Consider the following 20,535-nt stretch of genomic DNA (forward strand, 5'->3'; position numbering starts at 1 on the left):
GGAGTTTTTTATTTTATTTATTAATCATCAATTTTCTTAAAATTTCCGTTTTTATCAAATTTTAATTCAAGTCCATTGTTCAATTTCACTTCAATTTCTTTTCGGTCTCTTTCAATTTTTGTTATTGTAGTATTCGGAAAACTTCTTTTCACATAATTCGAAATTTTAGCTGGAATAAATCCTGTTGGAATAGCATTTCGTTTTCCATCGACTTCTTTCCAAGCTCCGTCTCCATCAAATTCTACTTTTGTTCCATTTGCCAAATACACTTTATATTCTTTCGAAAAATAATCGTCGTCCAACATCACAGAACCAACTTGTTTTACACCAAAATATTTGTTGATAAATTGCTGTCCCATTTTTGGAACTTGGTTATATTTTATCGCTTTATCTTGAGCAAAAGAAATCAACGTTGCACTTAACATGATAACACTTAAAAACTTTTTCATTTTGTTTGATTTTATAATTATTAAGACAAAGTTGCAAAGTGAATTAGGAAAGATTTGGGAATAATTTATTTTTTCAGAATAAATTGATGAAAAGGAAACTCATAATTGTAATGTAACGTCAAATTTTGTTGATTTTTGATAATCGTGTCCACAATCGAAAGCCCCAAGCCATTATTTCCATCACTTGTTCCTTGTTTATAAAAACGACTAAAAATAAGATTCGAATCCAATGTTGCGTTTTTCCCTGTATTCGAAATTATAAATTGATTTGAATCACTTTCTATCTTAATAATTTTCTCATCATTATTATGTTTGATCGCATTTCGAATCAAATTTGAAATTAAAATTCGCGCTAAATCGATATTAAAATCAAGAATAAAATCTGCCTTAAAATTCGTTTCTAATTTAATTTCTTCTGCTTCTAAAATTTCTTCATAATCTTCGATCAAATCTTTTGTCAAAGCTGTAAAATTAACTTCAACATTATTTTTGTATTGATTATTCTCGATTCGAGATAACATTAACAACGATTTATTAAGATTCACCATTCGCCAAAGTGTTTGCTTGGTTTCTACCAAACTCATCACCTCTTTTTCTTTTAAATCTGAATTTTCTATTAGCAAATCAAGTTTGTTTAGCGCAATTGTCAAAGGTGTTTGCAATTCGTGGGAAGCATTTTCGATGAACAATTTTTGTGAATTAAAAACCTCATCATTTCGATTAATCATTCGCTCAATTTCTTTTTGCAAATAAGAAAATTCTTTCACATTCGTTTCGACAAGTTTTGGTTTTTCGTTATTTCCCACTTCATATTTTCTTAATTGAGAAATAATTTGTCCAAAAGGTTTGAAGGCTTTTTTTAATCCAAAATGATTAATCAACAATATACTAATCAAGATAAAAAAGTATAACGCAATCAAAGAAAGAGACAAATCATAAATCAATTCATCTTCTTCGACTGTTGAGGTTCTAATTTCTAATGAATATGGATGATTTTCTTTGTCATAAAAACCAGTTCTCAATATACGATAAGGCTCCATGTCATCATCGTATCCCATGTAAACTAACTCATTCGAAAAATGATTTCTTTCATCATATTTACTTGGATCAACTTTGGAAATTTTGAATTGACTTAATCCAAATTCGGTTGTATTTAATAAATTCGGATCGCGATAAGCTTCTCGAATAATTTCAATTTTTTGATTCTTTAATCCATCATCTACATTGTCATAAACTTCATCCAAAATCAAGGAATGAAAAAGAAATGCCCAAATCGCAATAACGATAAGCAACCAAAATGTAAGGTAACGAAATGTATAATTTTTTAGTGATATTTTCATATTAAATCAACTTATAACCAATCCCATAAACCGCTTGTAAATCGGCTTCGGAGTTTGCTTCTTTCATTTTTTTCCTTAGATTTTTTATTTGCGAATAAATAAAATCTAAATTATCAGATAGCTCAATATGATCTCCCCAAACACTTTCTGCTAAAGTCGTTTTCTGAAAAACACGTTCGGGTCTCAACATAAAATAATACAGCAAATCATATTCCTTTCTGTTTAATTTCAGTTCGATATTATTTACTTTTACCAAACGATCTTCGGGAAAAATTTGAATATTTTTATAACTCAAAACATCCTCTCCTTTTTGTAGATTTTTGCGCAAAGCAACTTTAATTCGAGCCAATAATTCAGCAAAATGAAATGGTTTCGCTAAATAATCATCCGCGCCAACCAATAATCCTTCTACTTTATCATCAACCGAATCTTTCGCCGACAAAATAATCACCGAAGATTCTTCAATTCCTTCAACAAAGACATTCCATCACCGTCTGGTAACATCATATCCAATAAAATGCAATCATAATCGAACGAAATTATTTTATCCAAAGCTTGCTGATAATTATCTGCTGTTTCGACAATCATCTTTTCCTTTTCTAAAAACTCAACAATTGTTTCTTGCAATTTTATTTCATCTTCTACGACTAAAATCTTCATAACTTCAGTTTAAATAATTGGTAAAAATAGATAGTAAAATAGGAAAGAATTAGGAAAACTCCTACTTTTATTCTCAAAATTTAAGATTTCAATTTTGAAAAAATATAGCTTTAAAAATGATTATAGCGAAGGTGCTCACCCAGCAATTTTGCAACGATTAATCGATACAAATTTAGAACAAACAATTGGTTATGGCGAAGACGAATTTTGCAATGAAGCAAGAGAGTTCATCAAAAAAAGACTGAAAAAAGATTCAGCAATTCATTTTGTTTCTGGTGGAACACAAGCCAATTTAATTGTAATTTCTTCTATTCTAAAACCACACGAATCTGTAGTTGCAGCCGAAAGCGGGCATATTGCCGTTCACGAAACGGGCGCGATAGAAGCAACAGGACATAAAATAAATACCATTGCGACGGATAATGGAAAAATAACTCCTGAGCAAATTTCGATTATTCTTACCACACATACGGACGAGCATATGGTAAAGCCAAAATTGGTTTATATTTCTAATTCTACGGAAGTTGGAAGTGTTTATTCAAAAAAGGAATTGCAAAAGCTTTATCATTTTTGCCAAGAAAATAATTTATACCTTTTTGTTGATGGCGCACGTTTAGCTTCTGCTTTAACTTCTTCTAAATGTGATTTAAACTTAGAAGATATGGCAAATTTTGCAGATGTTTTTTACATTGGTGGAACTAAAAATGGTGCACTTTTAGGTGAAGCAATTGTGATAAATAATTTAAAATTGGACGAAGATTTTCGTTATCATATTAAGCAAAAAGGCGGAATGTTAGCGAAAGGACGTTTGATAGGAATTCAATTTTCGGAAATGTTTCGAGATGATTTATTTTTCGAGATGGGAAAACACGCCAATCAAATGGCAGAAAAATTAGCAAATGCTATTTCAGCAAAAGGTCACAACTTTTTGACAGAACCATCTTCCAATCAAATTTTCCCTATTTTACCAAATTCAATTATCGAAAAACTACAACAAGATTTTGAGTTTTATATTTGGCAAAAAATTGATGAAGAAAATTCTGCAATTAGATTAGTCACTTCTTGGACAACACCAGAGGAACAAGTAGAAAATTTTATCAAATTAATATAAAACATAAAAGGATCCATAAATTATTGGATCCTTTTATTTTAATAATAATCTTTCACATTTTTCAAACGCTCTTTCGCGCGTTTATATTCTGCTTTTCTGATTTCTTTTTTACGTTTCATCAAATTTTTATCGTAAGAATAATTACGTTCTATTCGCTTGATATCTCTTTCGTATTCGTCTTCTAAACGCTCTAACCGATCATCAATTCGATCTTTGTAATAATCGTCACGATGAGAATTTGACCATTTATAACGTTGATTATCATTTAAGATTTTATCAATATCACGTTGTAAATTGTAAGAAATCTCTCTTTTTCTTCTACCTTTTTCGTAACCAGATAAATTACGATCTCTTCCAACTCTTTCGAAATCTTTACTTGCTTGTTTTTTTAAAGCAATTATTTTATTTTTTTGACTACTTGATATTCCGTAATAATCAGATCTTTCAATTAAAATATCGACATTTCTATTATTTCCATCATTTGGTCTATTTTGCGCATAACTTGACATTGTAAACAACGCAAAACCAAAAATTAAAAACTTCTTCATATTCTAAACTTTCGTTTAGAATAAGCAAAGTCCGTGCTGAAATGAATAAATTATTAAAATTTATATTTAATCAACAACTAATCAATAAATTAATTAAACCTTAGTTTTTTCTAACGCTTGCAAAATATCTTCGATAATATCCACTTTATCCTCCAAACCGACTGATAAACGAATAGAGCCTGGCCTAATTCCCAAATCTGCACGTTCTGCATCTGATAATTTTGCGTGAGTTGTAGTTGCTGGATGCGTTGCAATCGATCTCGAATCCCCTAAATTAGACGTATATAAAATCATTTCTAATGCATCAATAAATCTGAAAGCACGTTCTTTTCCTCCTTTCACTTCAAATGTTACGATTCCACCCCCGCCTTTCATTTGTTTTTTCGCCAACTCATATTGCGGATGCGATGGTAAAAATGGATATTTTACATCTGCAATTTCAGCATGATTTTCCAAAGCTTCTGCCAACGCCAACGCATTTTCACAATGACGATCCATACGAAGCGGCAGAGTTTCTAAACTTTTAGAAATTGTCCATGCATTGAAAGCTGACATCGCTGGACCTGTATGACGAATAAAAAACATCATTTCGTTGATTAATTCTTCTTCCCCTACAACTACTCCACCCAAAACTCGACCTTGTCCGTCCATATATTTTGTTGCAGAATGAATAGATAAATCAAATCCAAATTGCAAAGGTTGTTGTAAATATGGTGTTGCGAAACAATTGTCAATTGCAAAAATAACATTCGGATGTTTTTCTTTCAATTTTGCCAAAGATTCTAAATCAAATAATTCTAATCCAGGATTTGAAGGCGATTCTAAGAAAACAATTTTTGTATTTGGTTGAATTGCTTTTTCCCAATCCTCGATATTTGGCGTTTCTACATATGTATAAGTTACGCCCCAACGCGGAAATAATTGCGTAATTAATTGATGCGTAGAACCAAAAATTGCACGACTCGATACAATATGATCTCCACTTTTTATATACGAAGCAAAAGATGCAAAAACAGCAGCCATTCCCGAAGCAAAAGCTAAACCTGCATCTGCTTTTTCCAAAGCACAAACGCGATTAATAAACTCTGTTGTATTTGGATTTGCATAACGTGAATAAACCATACCTTGCTCTTCTTCTGCAAAAATTGCACGTCCTTGCTCTGCGCTATCAAAAATAAAACTTGATGTTAAATATAATGGAACCGAATGCTCGCGAGTAGCAGATCTTGGCGCTTGCTCACGAATTATCTTAGACTGATCTTTTTTCATAAGAATCAAAGTTAACGATAGTTTTATTAAGCAAAAAGCTTTTAATAAAGTTTTAAACAGAAATTATTTCTATTTTCAATCGTTATTTCGATAATTTGACTGTTTCTAAAAAGATTTTTAGAAATATTTCAGAAACGATTTTAAAACTTTCATTTTCATCACGATTAAAAATAATTAAACGAGTAATTATTCCTAAAATTTCATTCAGATTTAATCTCTACCTTTGCAATCTTATATCAATTTATGTCATTCGAAAATTTAGGATTATCACCATATTTATCAAAAGCAATTACAAAACTTGGATTTTTAAAACCTTTTGAAATTCAGACCGAAACAATTCCATCTATTTTAAAAGGAAAAGATGTGATGGGAATTGCAAAAACTGGTTCTGGAAAAACCTTGTGTTTTGTTGCGCCTTTGCTACAAAAAATTCAGCATCAATCGTACGAAAAATCTCGTAATATAAAAGCGTTAATTTTAGTTCCAACACGTGAATTAGCAGTTCAGATTGAACAAACTTTTGCAGGATTACAAACTGCTTTACGTCGCGAAGTACAAACACAAGCTGTTTATGGTGGAACTTCAATTAATCCACAAATGAAGAATTTATATGGAACTGAAGTTTTGATTGCAACTCCTGGTCGTTTATTGGATTTGATGGATCATAATGCGTTATCATTGGATCAATTGCAATATTTGGTGATTGACGAAGCAGACAAAATGTTCCAATTAGGATTTGGAGATGAGATGAACCGAATTTTGAAAAGTGTTCCGAAAAAGAAACAATCAATTCTATTTTCTGCAACTTTGAATGATAAAATTGATGAAATAAAATCTACATTAAGTATTGATCCAATTGTTGTTGAAATCAAAAAACAAGAAATTGATTTGGAACAAATCGAACAAGTTGCTTATAAAGTTGATGCCGAAACAAAAGGTCCTTTTTTACGTTATTTAATCAAATCTGAAAACTTAGAACAAGTTTTGGTTTTTGTTTCTTCGACACGAACTGCAGATAATTTAGTAGAAAAATTAAAAAAGAATAAAATCTCTGCAATGGCGATTCACAGTAAGAAATCCCAAGGCGCTAGAATGGATAATTTGGAAGATTTTAAACTAGGTGATATTAAAGTTTTGGTTGCAACAGATTTGATTGGACGCGGAATTCATATCGAAGGTTTACCAACTGTTATTAATTACGAATTACCTCGTTCGCCTTTAGATTATGTGCACAGAATCGGGCGTACAGGTCGTGCAAATGCAAACGGAAAAGCCATTAGTTTGATTACAGAAGAAGATTTGCATCATTTCAAAATCATTCAGAAAAAAATGGGTAAAAAAGTTGATTTACTTCCAACTGATGATGTGAATTTACACGGATATTAAAATAAGTTTTAAGTTATGAGTAACAAGTTCTAAGTTTTCTCTGAACTCATTACTCATAATTTTTTAATTAAATCAAGTCCAAAGATATTGTCTAAACTCTATTAATTTTTTCAACATTTGATTATCTTCTTCATATTGATCTTTTTCTAAATTATCATTATCAAGCTTACGTTTATTCCACCAATTATATAAGTTTTCAATTTCAATTTTTGCATTTTTATGTTCATCATCATACATCCAATCAACATGACTTGTAAATAAATTTTCTTTTTCAATACAATCGCATAAAATCTGAAAACAAGCATGTAAAATAATCACATCCTTATCTAGCCATTCATCGTTTAATGTTTCTATTTTTAGAAGATTCGAAGGTTTCATTATTAATTTATTTTTTCAAAACTTATCACTCATAACTACTAACTCACAACTTCTAGATATGTGGACCAAGCATATTTTTAGGATCAAGGATTTCGTCCAAACGTTCTTTCGACAATAAACCGTGATCTAAGACCAATTGATATACACCTCCTCCTGTTTCTAAAGCTTCTTTCGCAATTTTTGTACTTGCTTTGTAACCAATGTAAGGATTTAAAGCTGTAACAATTCCAATACTATTTTGTACTTCATTTTTCAAATGTTCTGCGTTTGCTGTAATTCCATCCACACATTCAACACGTAGCGTATTCATCGCATTTGTTAAATATTGAATCGATTCCATAATCGAAAAACCAATTATTGGCTCCATTACATTTAATTGTAATTGACCAGCTTCGGCAGCCATTGTTATTGATAAATCATTTCCAATTACTTTAAAACAAACTTGATTCACTACTTCTGGAATTACTGGATTTACTTTCCCTGGCATAATCGAAGATCCTGGTTGTTTTGGAGGTAAATTAATCTCGAACAAACCTGTTCTCGGACCAGATGTTAATAAGCGTAAATCATTACAAATTTTCGACAATTTCACACAAAGACGTTTCAAAGCTGATGAATAATCCACAAACGAGCTTGTATCCGAAGTTGCTTCCACTAAATTATCAGCCAACGAAACATCTTCATTCATGATTTCAGCTATTTTAGTTGTACACAATTGTGCATAACCTGGAACAGCATTCAATCCAGTTCCAATTGCAGTTGCACCCATATTAATCACTAATAATTCGGCAGCAATTCGGTTTAAATTATCAACTTCTTTATGTAATGTATTCGAAAAACCTTCAAACTCTTGCCCAAGCGTCATTGGAACTGCATCTTGCAATTGCGTACGTCCCATTTTTATAACATTACCAAATTGTTTCCCTTTTTTATCAAGTGCCTCATACAACGAAGTTAATGCCTCAACCAAAGGCTTGTTCATATTAAATAATGCTAATTTCAAAGCAGATGGATACGCATCATTCGTTGATTGTGAAAGGTTGACATGATCATTTGGCGAACAAAATTGATACTCACCTTTTTGTTTTCCTAAATATTCCAAAGCAATATTTGCAATTACTTCATTTGCATTCATATTTGTAGAAGTTCCCGCACCACCTTGTATCATATCAATCGGAAATTGCTCTGTATATTTACCAGCAATTAACTCATTTGAAGCAAAAGAAATTGAATCAAATAATTCTTTCGATAAAATTCCTAATTCGTGATTGGCTTGCGCAGCTCCTAATTTTACGACACCAAGTGCCTTTACAAATTCGGGATAATGCGACAAATAATTATTGGAAATTTTGAAATTATTAATAGCACGTTGCGTTTGCACACCATAATAAGCCGTTTCAGGAACTTGTAACTCTCCTAATAAATCAGACTCCGTTCTCATTTTATTTATTGTTTGTTATTGACAATTAAAGGTAAGGAATAATCTAGTATCTTTTTGAAAAGCATTTTGTCTAAAAATTCAAAAAATCTATATCTTTAAAACATTAACACAAAAGAGATGAAAGCAGCTCGTTATTATTCATTAGACGTTTTTCGTGGCGCAACTGTTGCGTTGATGATTTTGGTAAATAATCCAGGAACTTGGTCGGCTATGTTCGATCCTTTGGAGCATGCAGAATGGCACGGATGTACGCCAACAGATTTGGTTTTTCCTTTCTTTTTGTTTGCTGTAGGAAATGCAATGGCTTTTGTGATTCCAAAATTGCAACAACAACCTCAACAAATTTTCTGGCAAAAAGTAATAAAACGAACAATTCTAATTTTCGGAATTGGATTATTCATCAATTGGTGGCCATTTTTCAAGTGGGATAATAATGACCTTATTTTCAAAGCATGGAAAGATTCAGAAAAAAGCGGAATCCGAATAATGGGCGTTTTACAACGAATTGCAATTGCTTATTTTTTCGCTTCGGTGATTGCTTTTTATTTTAAACAAAAACAAGTTTTATTGATAAGTTGTGCGATTCTTCTACTTTATTGGGTTTTAACTTTCGGACTTGGAACTTCTGACCCTTATTCATTAGAAGGTTTCATCGGAACTAAAATCGATAATCAATTGCTAGGTTTAGCACATATTTACAAAGGAGAAGGTGTTCCGTTTGATCCCGAAGGAATTTTCAGTACAATTTCTACTATTCCACAGGTTTTATTTGGGTATTTGGTTGGTGATTATATTCAGAAACAAGGAAATATCAATTGGTTGAATCGTCCTTTACCAAAAACTGACAATCCGCAATATAAAATGTTAGCTGGCTTATTTGTTTTAGGAACAATTGCGTTGACAATTGGTTACGTTTGGCAATGGGATTTTCCGTACAATAAAAAGATTTGGAGCAGCTCTTATGTTTTCAACACAACTGGTTTAGCAATTTTGACAATTGGCGCTATGATTTGGTTCATCGAAATTTTAGGCATAAAAAATGGTTTCATGAAATTCTTTGATGTTTTTGGAAAAAATCCTTTATTCATCTTTGTTTTGAGCGGATTATTACCTCGATTATTAAGTTTAATCAGAATTGAAGCTGGTTTAAACGACAAAAGAGAAATCAAATTCATTTCACCATTGGGTTGGTTTTACGAAAATGTTTGCGCTAAAATTCCTGGAATTCCAGAAATTGGTTCATTTGTTTATTCGCTAATTTTCTTAGCTTTCTTTTGGTTGTTAGCTTATTTATTAGATAAAAAGAAGATTTATATTAAAGTTTAAAAGTCTTGAGTAGTAAGTTATAAGTTTTTAGAAGAGATGTCTCGATTCCTCGACATGACATTAATTATCAGCCTAGATTGGATTTTCTTGTCATGTTGAGCGAGTCAAACGATGTAGAAACATCTAATATATAGAAAACAATCTTACTTATAAAAATTATTTCTAAACTTTCTTATAAACAGCATAAAACTGATAAAAGTGCTGAATATTTTCAACATCAAAAATAATTTGCTTCCATTGATTTAATTCCAAAATCAACTGATTTTCTTGTTGAATAAACTTCCCAACAAAAATTTCATCATCATTCAAATACAAACCAAATTTATCATTGACCAAATGTAAATTTTCCACTTCCAAATGTTCAAAAAATAAAATAGACGATTCTTCTTCTGTAAAATCGATAGGTGAAGCGATATTCGAAGAATATTCTAACGCAATAAATTGATGCGAATTATAGATTGGAAAATAGATCGACGGATAATTTTCTATATTAGAAAATAATTCTTTTTTTAACTGAATTATTTCTCGTGATAAAAAAGGAATCGCGCTCAAATTTTTAACATTTCGTAACATATCAGCTTCCTCAAAATAGTTATCAAAGTGTAATATTTCGTTAACTGTTAAGTTTTTTTCGATCAAATGACTTATTGGGATGCTAAAATATTTAGCAATAAGAGAAATCGTTTCAATTCGTGGCTCTGCACGTTTTTCTTCGTAAGATGAAATATTCCCTCTACTAACATCGAACAAATCAGCAAAAGCTTGCTGAGTTAAGTTCTTAACTTGTCTTAATTTCTTTATATTTTCACCAATTTTTGTCATTATTTAAAATTTTAACATTTTTATTTGCTAATTATTTTAGCAAATTGTTTAATTTTATGGAAACAAATTACAAAAAACACTAATAACAACAAAATGAATTATTTTTCGAAGATTGAAAATTTTATTCAAAACATCAATTACACCATCACTTACAAAGACGAAAAAGAGGGTGTTTTTATGATTGAAAATTTATTGGATGGTGTTCAAAATCTGATTGTAGGAATTGCACCACCTGTTATCATTTTCGAGTTGTATTTATTTACAATTACAAATGATAATCTGGAAATGCTAAAAGCGTTGTTGATGAAAAATCGCGATATCATTCATGGTGCTTTTGCAATAACAGAAGACGGAAAAAAAGTTATTTATCGTTACACACTTCAAATTGCGAATCTTGATCAAAACGAATTTGAAGCAACGTTAAACTCTTTGAGCTTATTGATGAGCGAATATTCTGCTCAATTAATCGAATTTTCTAAACAATAAAACAATATCACTATGAATATTTTCAAACGTATTTTTAGAATTGGACAAGCGGAAATACATTCGGTTGTCGAAAAAATGGAAGACCCAATCAAAATGACAGAACAAGGAATTCGCGAAATGCGCGACGATCTTAATCAATCATTAGAGGCTTACGCAAAGGTAAAAGCAATGGCAATTCGTTCGCAAAATAGCGTCGACAAAAAGAAAGAAGAAGCTGCAGATTATGAACGAAAAGCAATTCTTTTGTTAGAAAAAGCTGGGCGAAGTGAAATTACAGTTGAACAAGCCGAAAGTTTAGCGAAAGAAGCTTTGGGCTTAAAGAATCAATTGTTAGAAGAAATTACTGAATTAGAAAATCAAGTAATTATTCATGAAAAATCTGCAAATGAAGTCCATAAAAATGTCGAAGTTCTAAAATTCAACATTAATAAATGGGAAAATGAATTGACAACATTAAAAGCGCGTGTAAAAGTTGCTGATGCCACAAAACAAGTGAACAAACAAATGGCTAAAATTGATGCGAATAGCACAATTAGCATGTTAGAACGTATGAAAGCCAAAGTGGAAGAAGACGAAGCACTTGCGCAAGCTTACGGAAGTTTAGCGGATAATTCGAAAACCGCAGATGACGAAATTAACGAAACCTTAAAAGGAGATTTGATTCAAAATGAATTAGAAGCTTTGAAGCTAAAAATTCAGTCGAAAAATCAAGAATAAATCACTTTTTATAGTGAATTATTTCTATAAAATTTTTAGTAAATTAATCTCTTTTAAAAAATCAAAACTATGGCATCTAAATATGAATACAAAACAATAGAAATAATGCCTAACGCTGGCTTATTTTCTATCAAAATAGATAAAACATTTTTGGATGATTTACTAAATAAATATGGAAATGAAGGCTGGGAATTAATCACTTCCACTCCGCTTTCCATCAACAGCACAACGAAAATTATTTATTATACATTCAGAAGAGCTATTTAACATTAAAAATTAACACTAAATGACCGAAATTTTAGACCTTCTTTTTAATCCATTGGCCAACGGAATTATGACCATTTTGATGGGATTTTCTCTTGTCTATTGGGTATTTCAACTGTTAGCTGGTGACGGAATTGATCTTGGAACAGATTCTGATTTTCATATCGGAGACATCAATGATGTTGATGCCCACCACGAAATTGACGCTGATCACGATGCTGATGCAGACGTGCATCACGAACCAGGTTTTTGGGCAAAATGTTTAGAATTCATCAATGTTGGTAAAGTTCCGTTAATGGTGATTATTACTTTGTTCAAATTTATCAGTTGGGTGATTACCATTATTTCTTCGATTGTTTTTGGATTAAGCAAATTAGGATTGTATTCAGTTTTAATCTTAATTCCGGTTTTCATCATCGCTTATTTTATGATGCATTGGATCACTAAACCATTAGTTAAAATGTATTCAGAATTAGGTTATCATGGTGAAGAAGAAACTGATTTTATCGGAAGAGTCGGAAAATCAAAATCTAAAATCACAGGAGATAAAATAGGCTCTGCGGAATTTCAAATCGAGAAAGATATTATTACGCTTAACATCAAAAGTCAAAATGGCGAAGAAATTAATTTTGGAGATACCATTATTATCACCGACGAATCGCCTTCAAATCATTATTATTTCGTCATCAAACATATAACCTTAAACAACATTTAACACTATTATGACACTAATATTTCAACTTACTTCGTTTCTTATCGAAGAAATTTTAATCTTAATTATTCACTAAATCAATCAAAATATAATAAAAATCTCATGACAAATTTTATTCTTTTAGCAGTTGGTGTTATCGTTTTCATCTTTATTGCTTTCATCGTCGTTTTAAGCGTTTTCTATAAAAAAGTTCCGCAAGGAAAAGCCATCGTTCGTACTGGTGTTGGTGGATCGCAAGTAGCTTTCAACAAAGGAATGTATGTAATTCCTGTTTTCCACAAAATGGAAATTATGGACATTTCGATTAAGAAAATTGATATTACTCGTCAACAACACGATGGTTTAATTTGTAAAGACAACATTCGTGCAGATATCAAAGTTGCATTTTTTGTTCGCGTTAATAAATCGGTGAATGATGTAATCAATGTTGCACAAAACTTAGGAACAGAACGAGCATCAGAACCAGAAACATTAAAAAGTATTTTCGAAGCAAAATTCTCAGAAGCTTTAAAAACAGTTGGAAAAAAATTCGATTTTATCGAATTATACGAAGCTCGTCGCGAATTTAGAGATGAAATTTTAAATATCATCGGAACAGACTTGAATGGATATATTTTAGATGACTGTGCGATTGATTATTTAGAACAAACTGAATTACAATTCTTGAGCCCTGATAATATTTTAGATTCGGAAGGTATTAAAAAAATCACGGAATTAACGGCTCAACAAAATATGAACGCCAACTTAATTCGTCGTGAAGAAGAAAAAGTAATCAAAAAACAAAACGTTGAAGCGCGCGAAGCAATCTTAGAATTAGAGCGACAATTAGCCGAAAAAGAAGAGCGTCAACGCAGAGAAATCGAAAATATAAAAGCGCGCGAAGAGGCAGAAATTGCAAAAGTTCGCGAAGAAGAACGTCTAAAAGCTGAATCTGTTCGTATTACAACAGAAGAGCAATTGGCGGTACAAGAAGAAAATAAATTGCGTCAAATTATTATCGCAGAAAAAAATAAAGTTCGTACTGATGCAATCGAAACGGAACGCGTTGAAAAAGATCGTGCATTAGAGCAAACAGAACGTGAGCGAATTGTGACTTTAGCTCAGATTGATAAAGAAAGGTCTATCGAGGTGGAGAAGAAAAATATTCAAGGCGTTATCAAAGAACGCGTTCTTTTAGAAAAAGGCGTGATTGAAGAGCAACAAGGTGTGAAAGATGTTGAAGTTTACCGTGAAGTTGAGCGTCAGAAACAAGCCGGAATTATTGCTGCATCGCAAGAAGCGGAAGAGCGTTTAATCGAAACTGTAAAAGCTGCGGAAGCGGCAAAAATTGCGGCAGAGCAAGAAGCTGCTCGTCAAGTAATCGAAGCCGATGCTCAAAAACAAGTTGCAGAACGCAAAGCGCAAGAGTTATTAATTGATGCGGAAGCAAAAAAAGAAGCCTCTGCAAAAGAAGCGGAAGCGCGTAAAATTATTGCAGAAGCTCAAGCAAAAGAAGAAGCTGCAATTGGTTTATCTGAAGCAGAAGTAATGGTTGCGAAAGCAGAAGCAGAAGAGAAACAAGGAACTGTAGAAGCGTCTGTTATTGAGAAAAAAGCGGAAGCGTTACGTAAAGAAGGTTTAGCACAAGCGGAAGTTGTACGCGAAAAAGCATTAGCGGAAGCGAAAGGAATCGAAGAAAAAGCAGAAGCTATGAAGAAATTGGACGGTGTTGGAAAAGAGCACGAAGAGTTTAAACTTCAATTACAGAAAGAAAAAGACATCGAATTGGCTCAAATCAACATTCAAAAAGATATTGCTGGAGCGCAAGCTGAAGTATTATCAACTGCATTGAAATCTGCGAAAATTGACATTGTTGGTGGAGAAACGATGTTCTTCGAAAATATTGTCAAACAAGTTTCGAATGCAAAAGGTTTTGATCATTTAATCGACAATTCTAAACATGCAACAGACATCAAAAATGCATTGATTGACGAAGATGGCGGAATCGATTTGGCTGGAAAAGTAAGAAATCTTGCCGATAAATATGGTATTTCGTCAAATGACATCAAAAACTTAACAATTACTGCGGCATTAATTAAATTACAGCAAGCTGCTTCTGCTTCTGGAAACAGCGAAGACACAGGATTTATAAATTCTCTTTTCGGAATTGCGAATCAGTTAGGTGTTTCAAATAAAAAAATAGGTTAATCCATTAAACAATAATAGAGTGATTGAATCTATTCGTTTCAATCGCTCTTAATTACAGTTTAATCACCTTCTAGATTTTAATTTAATGCAAGAAGAAAAAAATATTAACGTTACCGAAACGCTTGATGCAGGCGCGTACGAAATCATCCGAAAAAGACTTCTTACACAAAAAGATTTTCTTTCGGAAAGATTAACGAAATTGAATGATGCTCGAAAAGAAGTCTTCAATTCTACCAATTTTGCATTAAGCGCAAACCAAAGAATTACGACAGAAAATACATGCGTCGCACGTGGAATTATCGCGTTCGATAAATTGTGTATTTTTGGTTACAACGTGCATTTCGGTTTACGCACAGACATTCAGTTGAGCGATGTTTTTAGTATTTATCTGTTTCAAGAAAATCAATTTATTCCTCAACCTCTCGACTTAATAAACGATCAGAATTTCTTTACAGATTTTCAGAATTTATATAAATATTACCGCGATTCTATCTTTTCTAAATTTCGTAGAACAGATAATTATCTATACATGGTTTTCCAAACCAGTAAAAGCGCACAAGATTTGAAAGCGTTTAAATGGTTAATCAAAGACGGAAAATTAATTTATCAAGATGATCGCAGCATTCACGAAGTAAAAAAAGCAGATCAATTTGATTTTGAATGGCAAAAAACTTCTATCGATGATCGTCGATTAGGAAAGTTTCCACATATTTCTATTTTAGATAAGATTTTTATCGAAGCAATTGGTGGTGATATTACTTTTAAAATTGAAGATAATACGGATTCAGGAAAAGGAATTTTCACTGAAAAAGTGACACATTTAGATCAACAATTAGACGATGCCGAATATTATTATGCCGATTTAGGAAATCTAATTGCGGTTAAAATAAAACCGTTTCAAGAAGATTTCAGAGCCTATATTTACAATGTTCGCACCAAAGAAGTTATCAACATTCCTGCACTTTTAGATGCAGCAGTTCTGTTACCCGATAATCAAGGTTTAATTTTTTCGAATGGTTATTATTTACAAAACGGAACGTATCATCTTTTCGATAATAATAATTTAGAGCATTTTCAATTTTTCCGTCGTGTAAATTCTCCGAACGGAGAAGATTTTATGTACATTTTCAATCAAGATGAAACCAATACATACATTCTTTTATCGTACAATATCATTCAACAAACTGTGGAAACACCTATAGTTTGTAATGGTTTTACGATTTTTAAAGATGGAAGTTTAATTTATTTCCGCACCGAAGAAGAAGCGACAAGACATCATCAAGTTCAAATTTGGCAAACACCTTATGTTGAACGTTTGATTGAAAATACAGAGAAAACAAATCATCCATTATATAAAATTGGGAACAAAGACATTGTGAAAGCAATGGCTGAATCTCAGGAGGTTATTCAATTAATCAACAAAGAAGATTCGTACGAAGGTTTATACGAGGACATTGTAAAAAAAGCGAATAATATTGTAGATGGCTATTTTTGGATTAATGATCAAGAGACTTTTGAGCTTGCTGTTCCTTTATTAGAAATAAAAACAGTTGCCAATACAGCGATTGATGAATTTGCTAAAGTTCAAATTCAGAAAAAATTTGCGCAAGAAACCTTAGAAAAAACGGAAGAATCGATTGAAGAAATCGTTTTCAAAGTAAATAGCACAACGTACAATCAATTGGATTTATTGGTTGAACATTTAGCTGAAGCGCGTAAAATTCAAGGAAAAGTTATTGATTTACGTTCAATTCGTTACATCAATTTAGAGCGTGTTCAAGAATTAGAAAACCGATTGCAAGAGGTAAACGAAAATTTATCAACCAAAACAATTGAGTTTCTTTTATTGGATGAAGCACTAATTCCGTATGAAGAAAAAGTTGCTGAACAGAAAAACTTAGTAGCTTCTATCGAAAAAGTCATTGATGCGAAAGTTATCGAAGAAGCCTGTCTTAAAATTGCCTCAGAATTAGAATTATTGATTGATATTCTGAACAGTTTAAAAATTGAAGACGCAACACAAACAACAAAAATCATTGAGAAAATCTCGGTTATTTTTGCTTCGCTTAACGAAGTTCGTGCCCAATTAACACGTCAAACTTCTGCGTTAAAAAGCAAAGAAGCTGTTGCAGAATTTTCTGCTCAAATCACGTTGTTAGAACAAAGTGTGGTTAACTTTTTAGAATTATCAACAACTGCCGAAAAAACGGAAGAATACAATACAAAAATAATTGTTCAACTTGAAGAATTAGAAAGTAAATTTTCTGATTTTGATGATTTCGCCTTGAAAATTGCAGATAAGCGCGACGAAATTATCAAGGCATTCAATTCGAAACGTGAACAATTAGTTGAACAAACCAACAAACGCACCAATTCATTAGAACAAATTGGCTTGCGCGTCTTGAAAAATATCGAAAATAAAGCCAAAACTTTTTCTGAGAAAGAAGAAATTTTAGCGTTTTATTCTTCGGATTTAATGATTGACAAAATGCGTCAAATCATTCAAGAATTGAAGGATTTAAAAGATGTTTCGAAAGCCGAAAACCTTGAAAATCTATTAAAAAAATCGCAAGAAGATACGCTTCGTGTTTTACGAGATAAAACTGAACTTTTTGTTGATGGGCAAAATATTATTGCGCTTGGTCAAAATAAATTTACGGTCAATACGCAGCAATTAGCGCTGACATTGTTGAATCGTAACAACGAATTATTTTATCATTTAACAGGTACAAGTTTCTATCAAAAAGTTAAAAACGATGAGATTTATCGTTACCAAGATATTTGGAACCAAGAATTTGTTTCGGAAAATCAATTGGTTTATCGTGCTGAATATTTAGCTTATCAAGCTTTTTTAGCAAGAAATGAAAACGATTTTGATGCTGAAAAATTTATCAATCAAATCATTGAACAAAATTATTCGGAAGGTTATATAAAAGGCGTTCACAATTTTGATGCGTTTCGAATTTTTACTGAATTGGTCAACATAAATTCGAAATTAGATGTGTTGCAATTTGATGCGCCAACTCGTACAACTGCTCAAATTTTTTGCCATTCTTTAGAAAAGAATTTGCAAGATAAGTTGAATGCAATGATTAATTCGGCTCAATTAATTTTGAAAAATTTTCCGAATTCAACTCGATTTGAAAATATTCTAAATGAAATCAAATCGCTTTTTGAAAATTGGGAAACTGAATGGGATAAAACAATAACAACTTCAGAAAAAGTTGCCAATTATTTGTTTAGAACTTTCACAAAATATCAAGCTTTTTCGATGAGTAATGAAGCTGAAAATTTTCGAAAAGAATTCATTAATTACTTAGAGAAAAATAAAAATTCAGATGATTTTAATGCGTTGATTGCAGATGAACAATTTTCTTCAACCGAAAAATTTTACTTGATCGAAAACTGGATTCATTCTTTTATCGATGAAAATGAAAATTTTTCAACTTACAGAAATGTTGTAAATGAAGTAGCAACGATGTTATTGTTTTCTAAAGATAAATTTCAGTTAATAAATGGAAATTCATCTATTATAATTGAAGATTTAAAAGGAAATCATACCGTAATAATTGATGGTATTTATACACAAAATTATCATGAAATCATTTCTAAATTAGAGCATTTTTCAACTGTTGATGTTCCAAATTTTAAATCATTCCAAAAGTTAAAAGAAGAAATTTCGAAAGCTTATGAAAAGGATTTAAAAATCGCAGAATTTGAACCAAAAGTTTTAACATCATTTGTTCGAAATAAATTAATCAACGAAGTTTATTTTCCTTTAATCGGAAATAATTTAGCCAAACAATTGGGAACTGCAGGCGATAACAAGCGTACTGCACGAATGGGAATGTTGTTGTTAATTTCGCCTCCTGGTTATGGAAAAACGACGTTGATGGAGTATTTAGCAAAAACAATGGGCCTACATTTTGTGAAAGTAAATGGACCAACAATTGGACATAATATTACGTCAATCGATCCAATCGAAGCCAAAACTTCTGGAGAAAGAGAGGAATTGAAAAAGATAAATCTTTCGTTTGAAATGGCAGATAATGTAATGTTGTACTTGGACGATATTCAGCATTTGAGTGCCGAATTTTTACAGAAATTTATTTCATTAGCCGATGGACAGCGAAAAATTGATGGAATTTTTGAAGGAGAAAGTAAAACCTACGATTTACGCGGAAAACGTTTTTGTATTGTGATGGCTGGAAATCCATATACGGAAAGCGGTTCTAAATTTCAGATTCCAGATATGTTGGCTAATCGTGCTGATGTTTATAATTTGGGCGATGTAATTGGTGATACGGAAACGTTGTTCAACTTGAGTTTGATAGAAAATGCGACAGGCGATAATCCTTATTTAGATAAAATTACTTCGAAAAGTTTGACCGATTTTTACAAGTTAACAAATTTTGTAACTGAAAATCAAGAACAACTTCCAGATTTGGAAGGCAATTATTTGAAACAAGAAATTGATGATTTTATTGCTGTTTTGAAACATGTAATTAAGATTAGAAATGTTGTCGTAAAAGTCAATCAAAATTATATTGCGAGCGCAGCAATGCAAGATGATTACAGAACTGAGCCACCTTTCAAGATGCAAGGTTCGTACAGAAATATGTCAAAATTAGTTTCGAAAATTGTTCCAATGATGAACGAAAAAGAAATTAATGAAACGATTTTGGCGCATTACGAAAGTGAATCGCAAACGTTGACAACCGACACAGAATCGAATCTTTTGCGCTTAAAAGAAATTGCAGGTTTGATGACTTCTCAGGAAAAAGAACGTTGGGAAACGATAAAAGCAACGTTTGTCAAAAATAATAAGCACGGCGGCTTGAATAAAGACGATAAAGTTTTTGCTCAATTGCTCGAATTCAATGAAAATTTGGAAGGAATTATCCAAGCTATTTTGAAGAAATAAAGGACTGTCTCTTAAAGTGTGTAAGTTCAAAAATTAAGCTTGGGTTAGGTTCTACTTTTTAGAGTCTAACCCTTTCTTGATATAGGATTAAAAATTGATCAATAATAACTCCCCAGTTTCTTACTGGCATAGACCATTTTTTAGTTGCTTCTCTCACAGCCAAATATACGGATTTCATAACAGCTTCATCTGTAGGGAAGGATAATTTATTTTTAGTGTACTTCCTTATTTTACCGTTTAAATTCTCAATTAGATTGGTGGTGTATATGATTTTCCTAATATCTACGGGGAGTTCAAAGAAAACCGTAAGGACTTCCCAGTTGATTTTCGAGCTTTGGATGGCATAAGAATATTAATGTTCCAACGTAGAAGCAAAATCGTTTAAAGTAGCTTCAGCAGCCTGTTTAGTTGGCGCGTTGGAGTTTTCTTTTATAGCAGCAGTAAACTGTTACTTTTCTTTCCAAACTACGTATTAAGAAGTATTACGAATATGACGTAATACAGATATTTGTGTT

Annotated in this window: 16 protein-coding genes and 2 pseudogenes; 9 read left to right on the forward strand and 9 right to left on the reverse strand. The window is 31.8% G+C overall.

Annotation, left to right across the window (positions count from 1 at the left end; translation table 11 throughout):
• Positions 1-20 precede the first annotated feature (20 nt).
• The 3 genes and pseudogenes from B4J88_RS05170 to B4J88_RS15205 all read right to left on the reverse strand — a co-directional run bounded on the left by B4J88_RS05170 (position 21) and on the right by B4J88_RS15205 (position 2,449).
• The gene (locus B4J88_RS05170; RefSeq protein WP_114997745.1) at positions 21-449 is read right to left on the reverse strand and encodes a PepSY-like domain-containing protein; all 429 of its coding nucleotides are present in this window, start codon (positions 447-449) and stop codon (positions 21-23) included.
• A 65-nt stretch (positions 450-514) separates the two neighbouring features.
• Positions 515-1,789 carry a sensor histidine kinase gene (locus B4J88_RS05175; protein WP_291066677.1) on the reverse strand — a complete coding sequence of 425 codons (1,275 nt, stop codon included), beginning with the start codon at positions 1,787-1,789 and terminating at the stop codon, positions 515-517.
• A gap of 1 nt (position 1,790) precedes the next feature.
• Positions 1,791-2,449: pseudogene (locus B4J88_RS15205) on the reverse strand (response regulator transcription factor).
• 94 nt (positions 2,450-2,543) lie between these two features.
• On the opposite strand from B4J88_RS15205, the gene B4J88_RS05185 reads away from it, so the two are divergent.
• Positions 2,544-3,560: a threonine aldolase family protein gene (locus tag B4J88_RS05185; protein ID WP_291066679.1), complete on the forward strand. Its 1,017-nt coding sequence runs from the start codon at positions 2,544-2,546 to the stop codon at positions 3,558-3,560.
• A 38-nt stretch (positions 3,561-3,598) separates the two neighbouring features.
• Here B4J88_RS05185 and B4J88_RS05190 read toward each other — a convergent pair whose 3' ends face one another.
• Both B4J88_RS05190 and B4J88_RS05195 read right to left on the reverse strand, forming a co-directional pair.
• A complete protein-coding gene (locus B4J88_RS05190) occupies positions 3,599-4,108 on the reverse strand; it encodes a hypothetical protein (RefSeq protein WP_291066681.1) in 510 nt (169 codons plus the stop codon).
• Positions 4,109-4,201: 93 nt separating this feature from the next.
• Positions 4,202-5,377, reverse strand: coding sequence for a trans-sulfuration enzyme family protein (locus B4J88_RS05195; RefSeq protein WP_291066683.1), 1,176 nt, complete (start codon positions 5,375-5,377; stop codon positions 4,202-4,204).
• Between the two features lie 243 nt (positions 5,378-5,620).
• Here B4J88_RS05195 and B4J88_RS05200 point away from each other — a divergent pair, with 243 nt between their 5' ends.
• A complete protein-coding gene (locus B4J88_RS05200) occupies positions 5,621-6,763 on the forward strand; it encodes a DEAD/DEAH box helicase (protein ID WP_291066685.1) in 1,143 nt (380 codons plus the stop codon).
• A gap of 72 nt (positions 6,764-6,835) precedes the next feature.
• Here the strand turns inward: B4J88_RS05200 and B4J88_RS05205 are convergent, their stop codons facing one another.
• Both B4J88_RS05205 and aspA read right to left on the reverse strand, forming a co-directional pair.
• A complete protein-coding gene (locus B4J88_RS05205) occupies positions 6,836-7,141 on the reverse strand; it encodes a hypothetical protein (RefSeq protein ID WP_291066687.1) in 306 nt (101 codons plus the stop codon).
• A 52-nt stretch (positions 7,142-7,193) separates the two neighbouring features.
• Positions 7,194-8,591 (reverse strand): aspartate ammonia-lyase, encoded by a 1,398-nt coding sequence (gene aspA / locus B4J88_RS05210; RefSeq protein WP_291066697.1) that lies wholly within the window; start codon positions 8,589-8,591, stop codon positions 7,194-7,196.
• A 108-nt stretch (positions 8,592-8,699) separates the two neighbouring features.
• On the opposite strand from aspA, the gene B4J88_RS05215 reads away from it, so the two are divergent.
• Positions 8,700-9,908 carry an acyltransferase family protein gene (locus B4J88_RS05215; RefSeq protein WP_221856607.1) on the forward strand — a complete coding sequence of 403 codons (1,209 nt, stop codon included), beginning with the start codon at positions 8,700-8,702 and terminating at the stop codon, positions 9,906-9,908.
• A gap of 162 nt (positions 9,909-10,070) precedes the next feature.
• Here B4J88_RS05215 and B4J88_RS05220 read toward each other — a convergent pair whose 3' ends face one another.
• Complete coding sequence (locus B4J88_RS05220) at positions 10,071-10,730, reverse strand: helix-turn-helix domain-containing protein (protein WP_221856605.1); 660 nt, start codon at positions 10,728-10,730, stop codon at positions 10,071-10,073.
• A 93-nt stretch (positions 10,731-10,823) separates the two neighbouring features.
• Here B4J88_RS05220 and B4J88_RS05225 point away from each other — a divergent pair, with 93 nt between their 5' ends.
• The 6 genes from B4J88_RS05225 (at position 10,824) to B4J88_RS05250 (ending at position 20,020) form a co-directional block, all read left to right on the forward strand.
• Positions 10,824-11,216, forward strand: coding sequence for a YbjN domain-containing protein (locus B4J88_RS05225; RefSeq protein ID WP_219034890.1), 393 nt, complete (start codon positions 10,824-10,826; stop codon positions 11,214-11,216).
• A gap of 12 nt (positions 11,217-11,228) precedes the next feature.
• Entirely contained in the window at positions 11,229-11,933 is a 705-nt protein-coding gene (locus tag B4J88_RS05230) for a PspA/IM30 family protein (protein WP_280049423.1), read from the forward strand.
• 69 nt (positions 11,934-12,002) lie between these two features.
• The gene (locus B4J88_RS05235; protein ID WP_125350043.1) at positions 12,003-12,200 is read left to right on the forward strand and encodes a DUF4177 domain-containing protein; all 198 of its coding nucleotides are present in this window, start codon (positions 12,003-12,005) and stop codon (positions 12,198-12,200) included.
• A gap of 19 nt (positions 12,201-12,219) precedes the next feature.
• The gene (locus tag B4J88_RS05240; RefSeq protein WP_125350042.1) at positions 12,220-12,912 is read left to right on the forward strand and encodes an OB-fold-containig protein; all 693 of its coding nucleotides are present in this window, start codon (positions 12,220-12,222) and stop codon (positions 12,910-12,912) included.
• 99 nt (positions 12,913-13,011) lie between these two features.
• Positions 13,012-15,096 carry a flotillin family protein gene (locus B4J88_RS05245; RefSeq protein ID WP_291066691.1) on the forward strand — a complete coding sequence of 695 codons (2,085 nt, stop codon included), beginning with the start codon at positions 13,012-13,014 and terminating at the stop codon, positions 15,094-15,096.
• A gap of 85 nt (positions 15,097-15,181) precedes the next feature.
• Positions 15,182-20,020 (forward strand): DNA repair ATPase, encoded by a 4,839-nt coding sequence (locus B4J88_RS05250; protein ID WP_291066693.1) that lies wholly within the window; start codon positions 15,182-15,184, stop codon positions 20,018-20,020.
• Between the two features lie 58 nt (positions 20,021-20,078).
• Here the strand turns inward: B4J88_RS05250 and B4J88_RS05255 are convergent.
• Positions 20,079-20,535 (reverse strand): annotated as a pseudogene (locus tag B4J88_RS05255) (transposase); the annotation flags it as partial.

It is taken from the genome of Empedobacter sp. UBA5036 (assembly GCF_002415215.1).
Classification (GTDB): Bacteria; Bacteroidota; Bacteroidia; order Flavobacteriales; family Weeksellaceae; genus Empedobacter; species Empedobacter falsenii_B.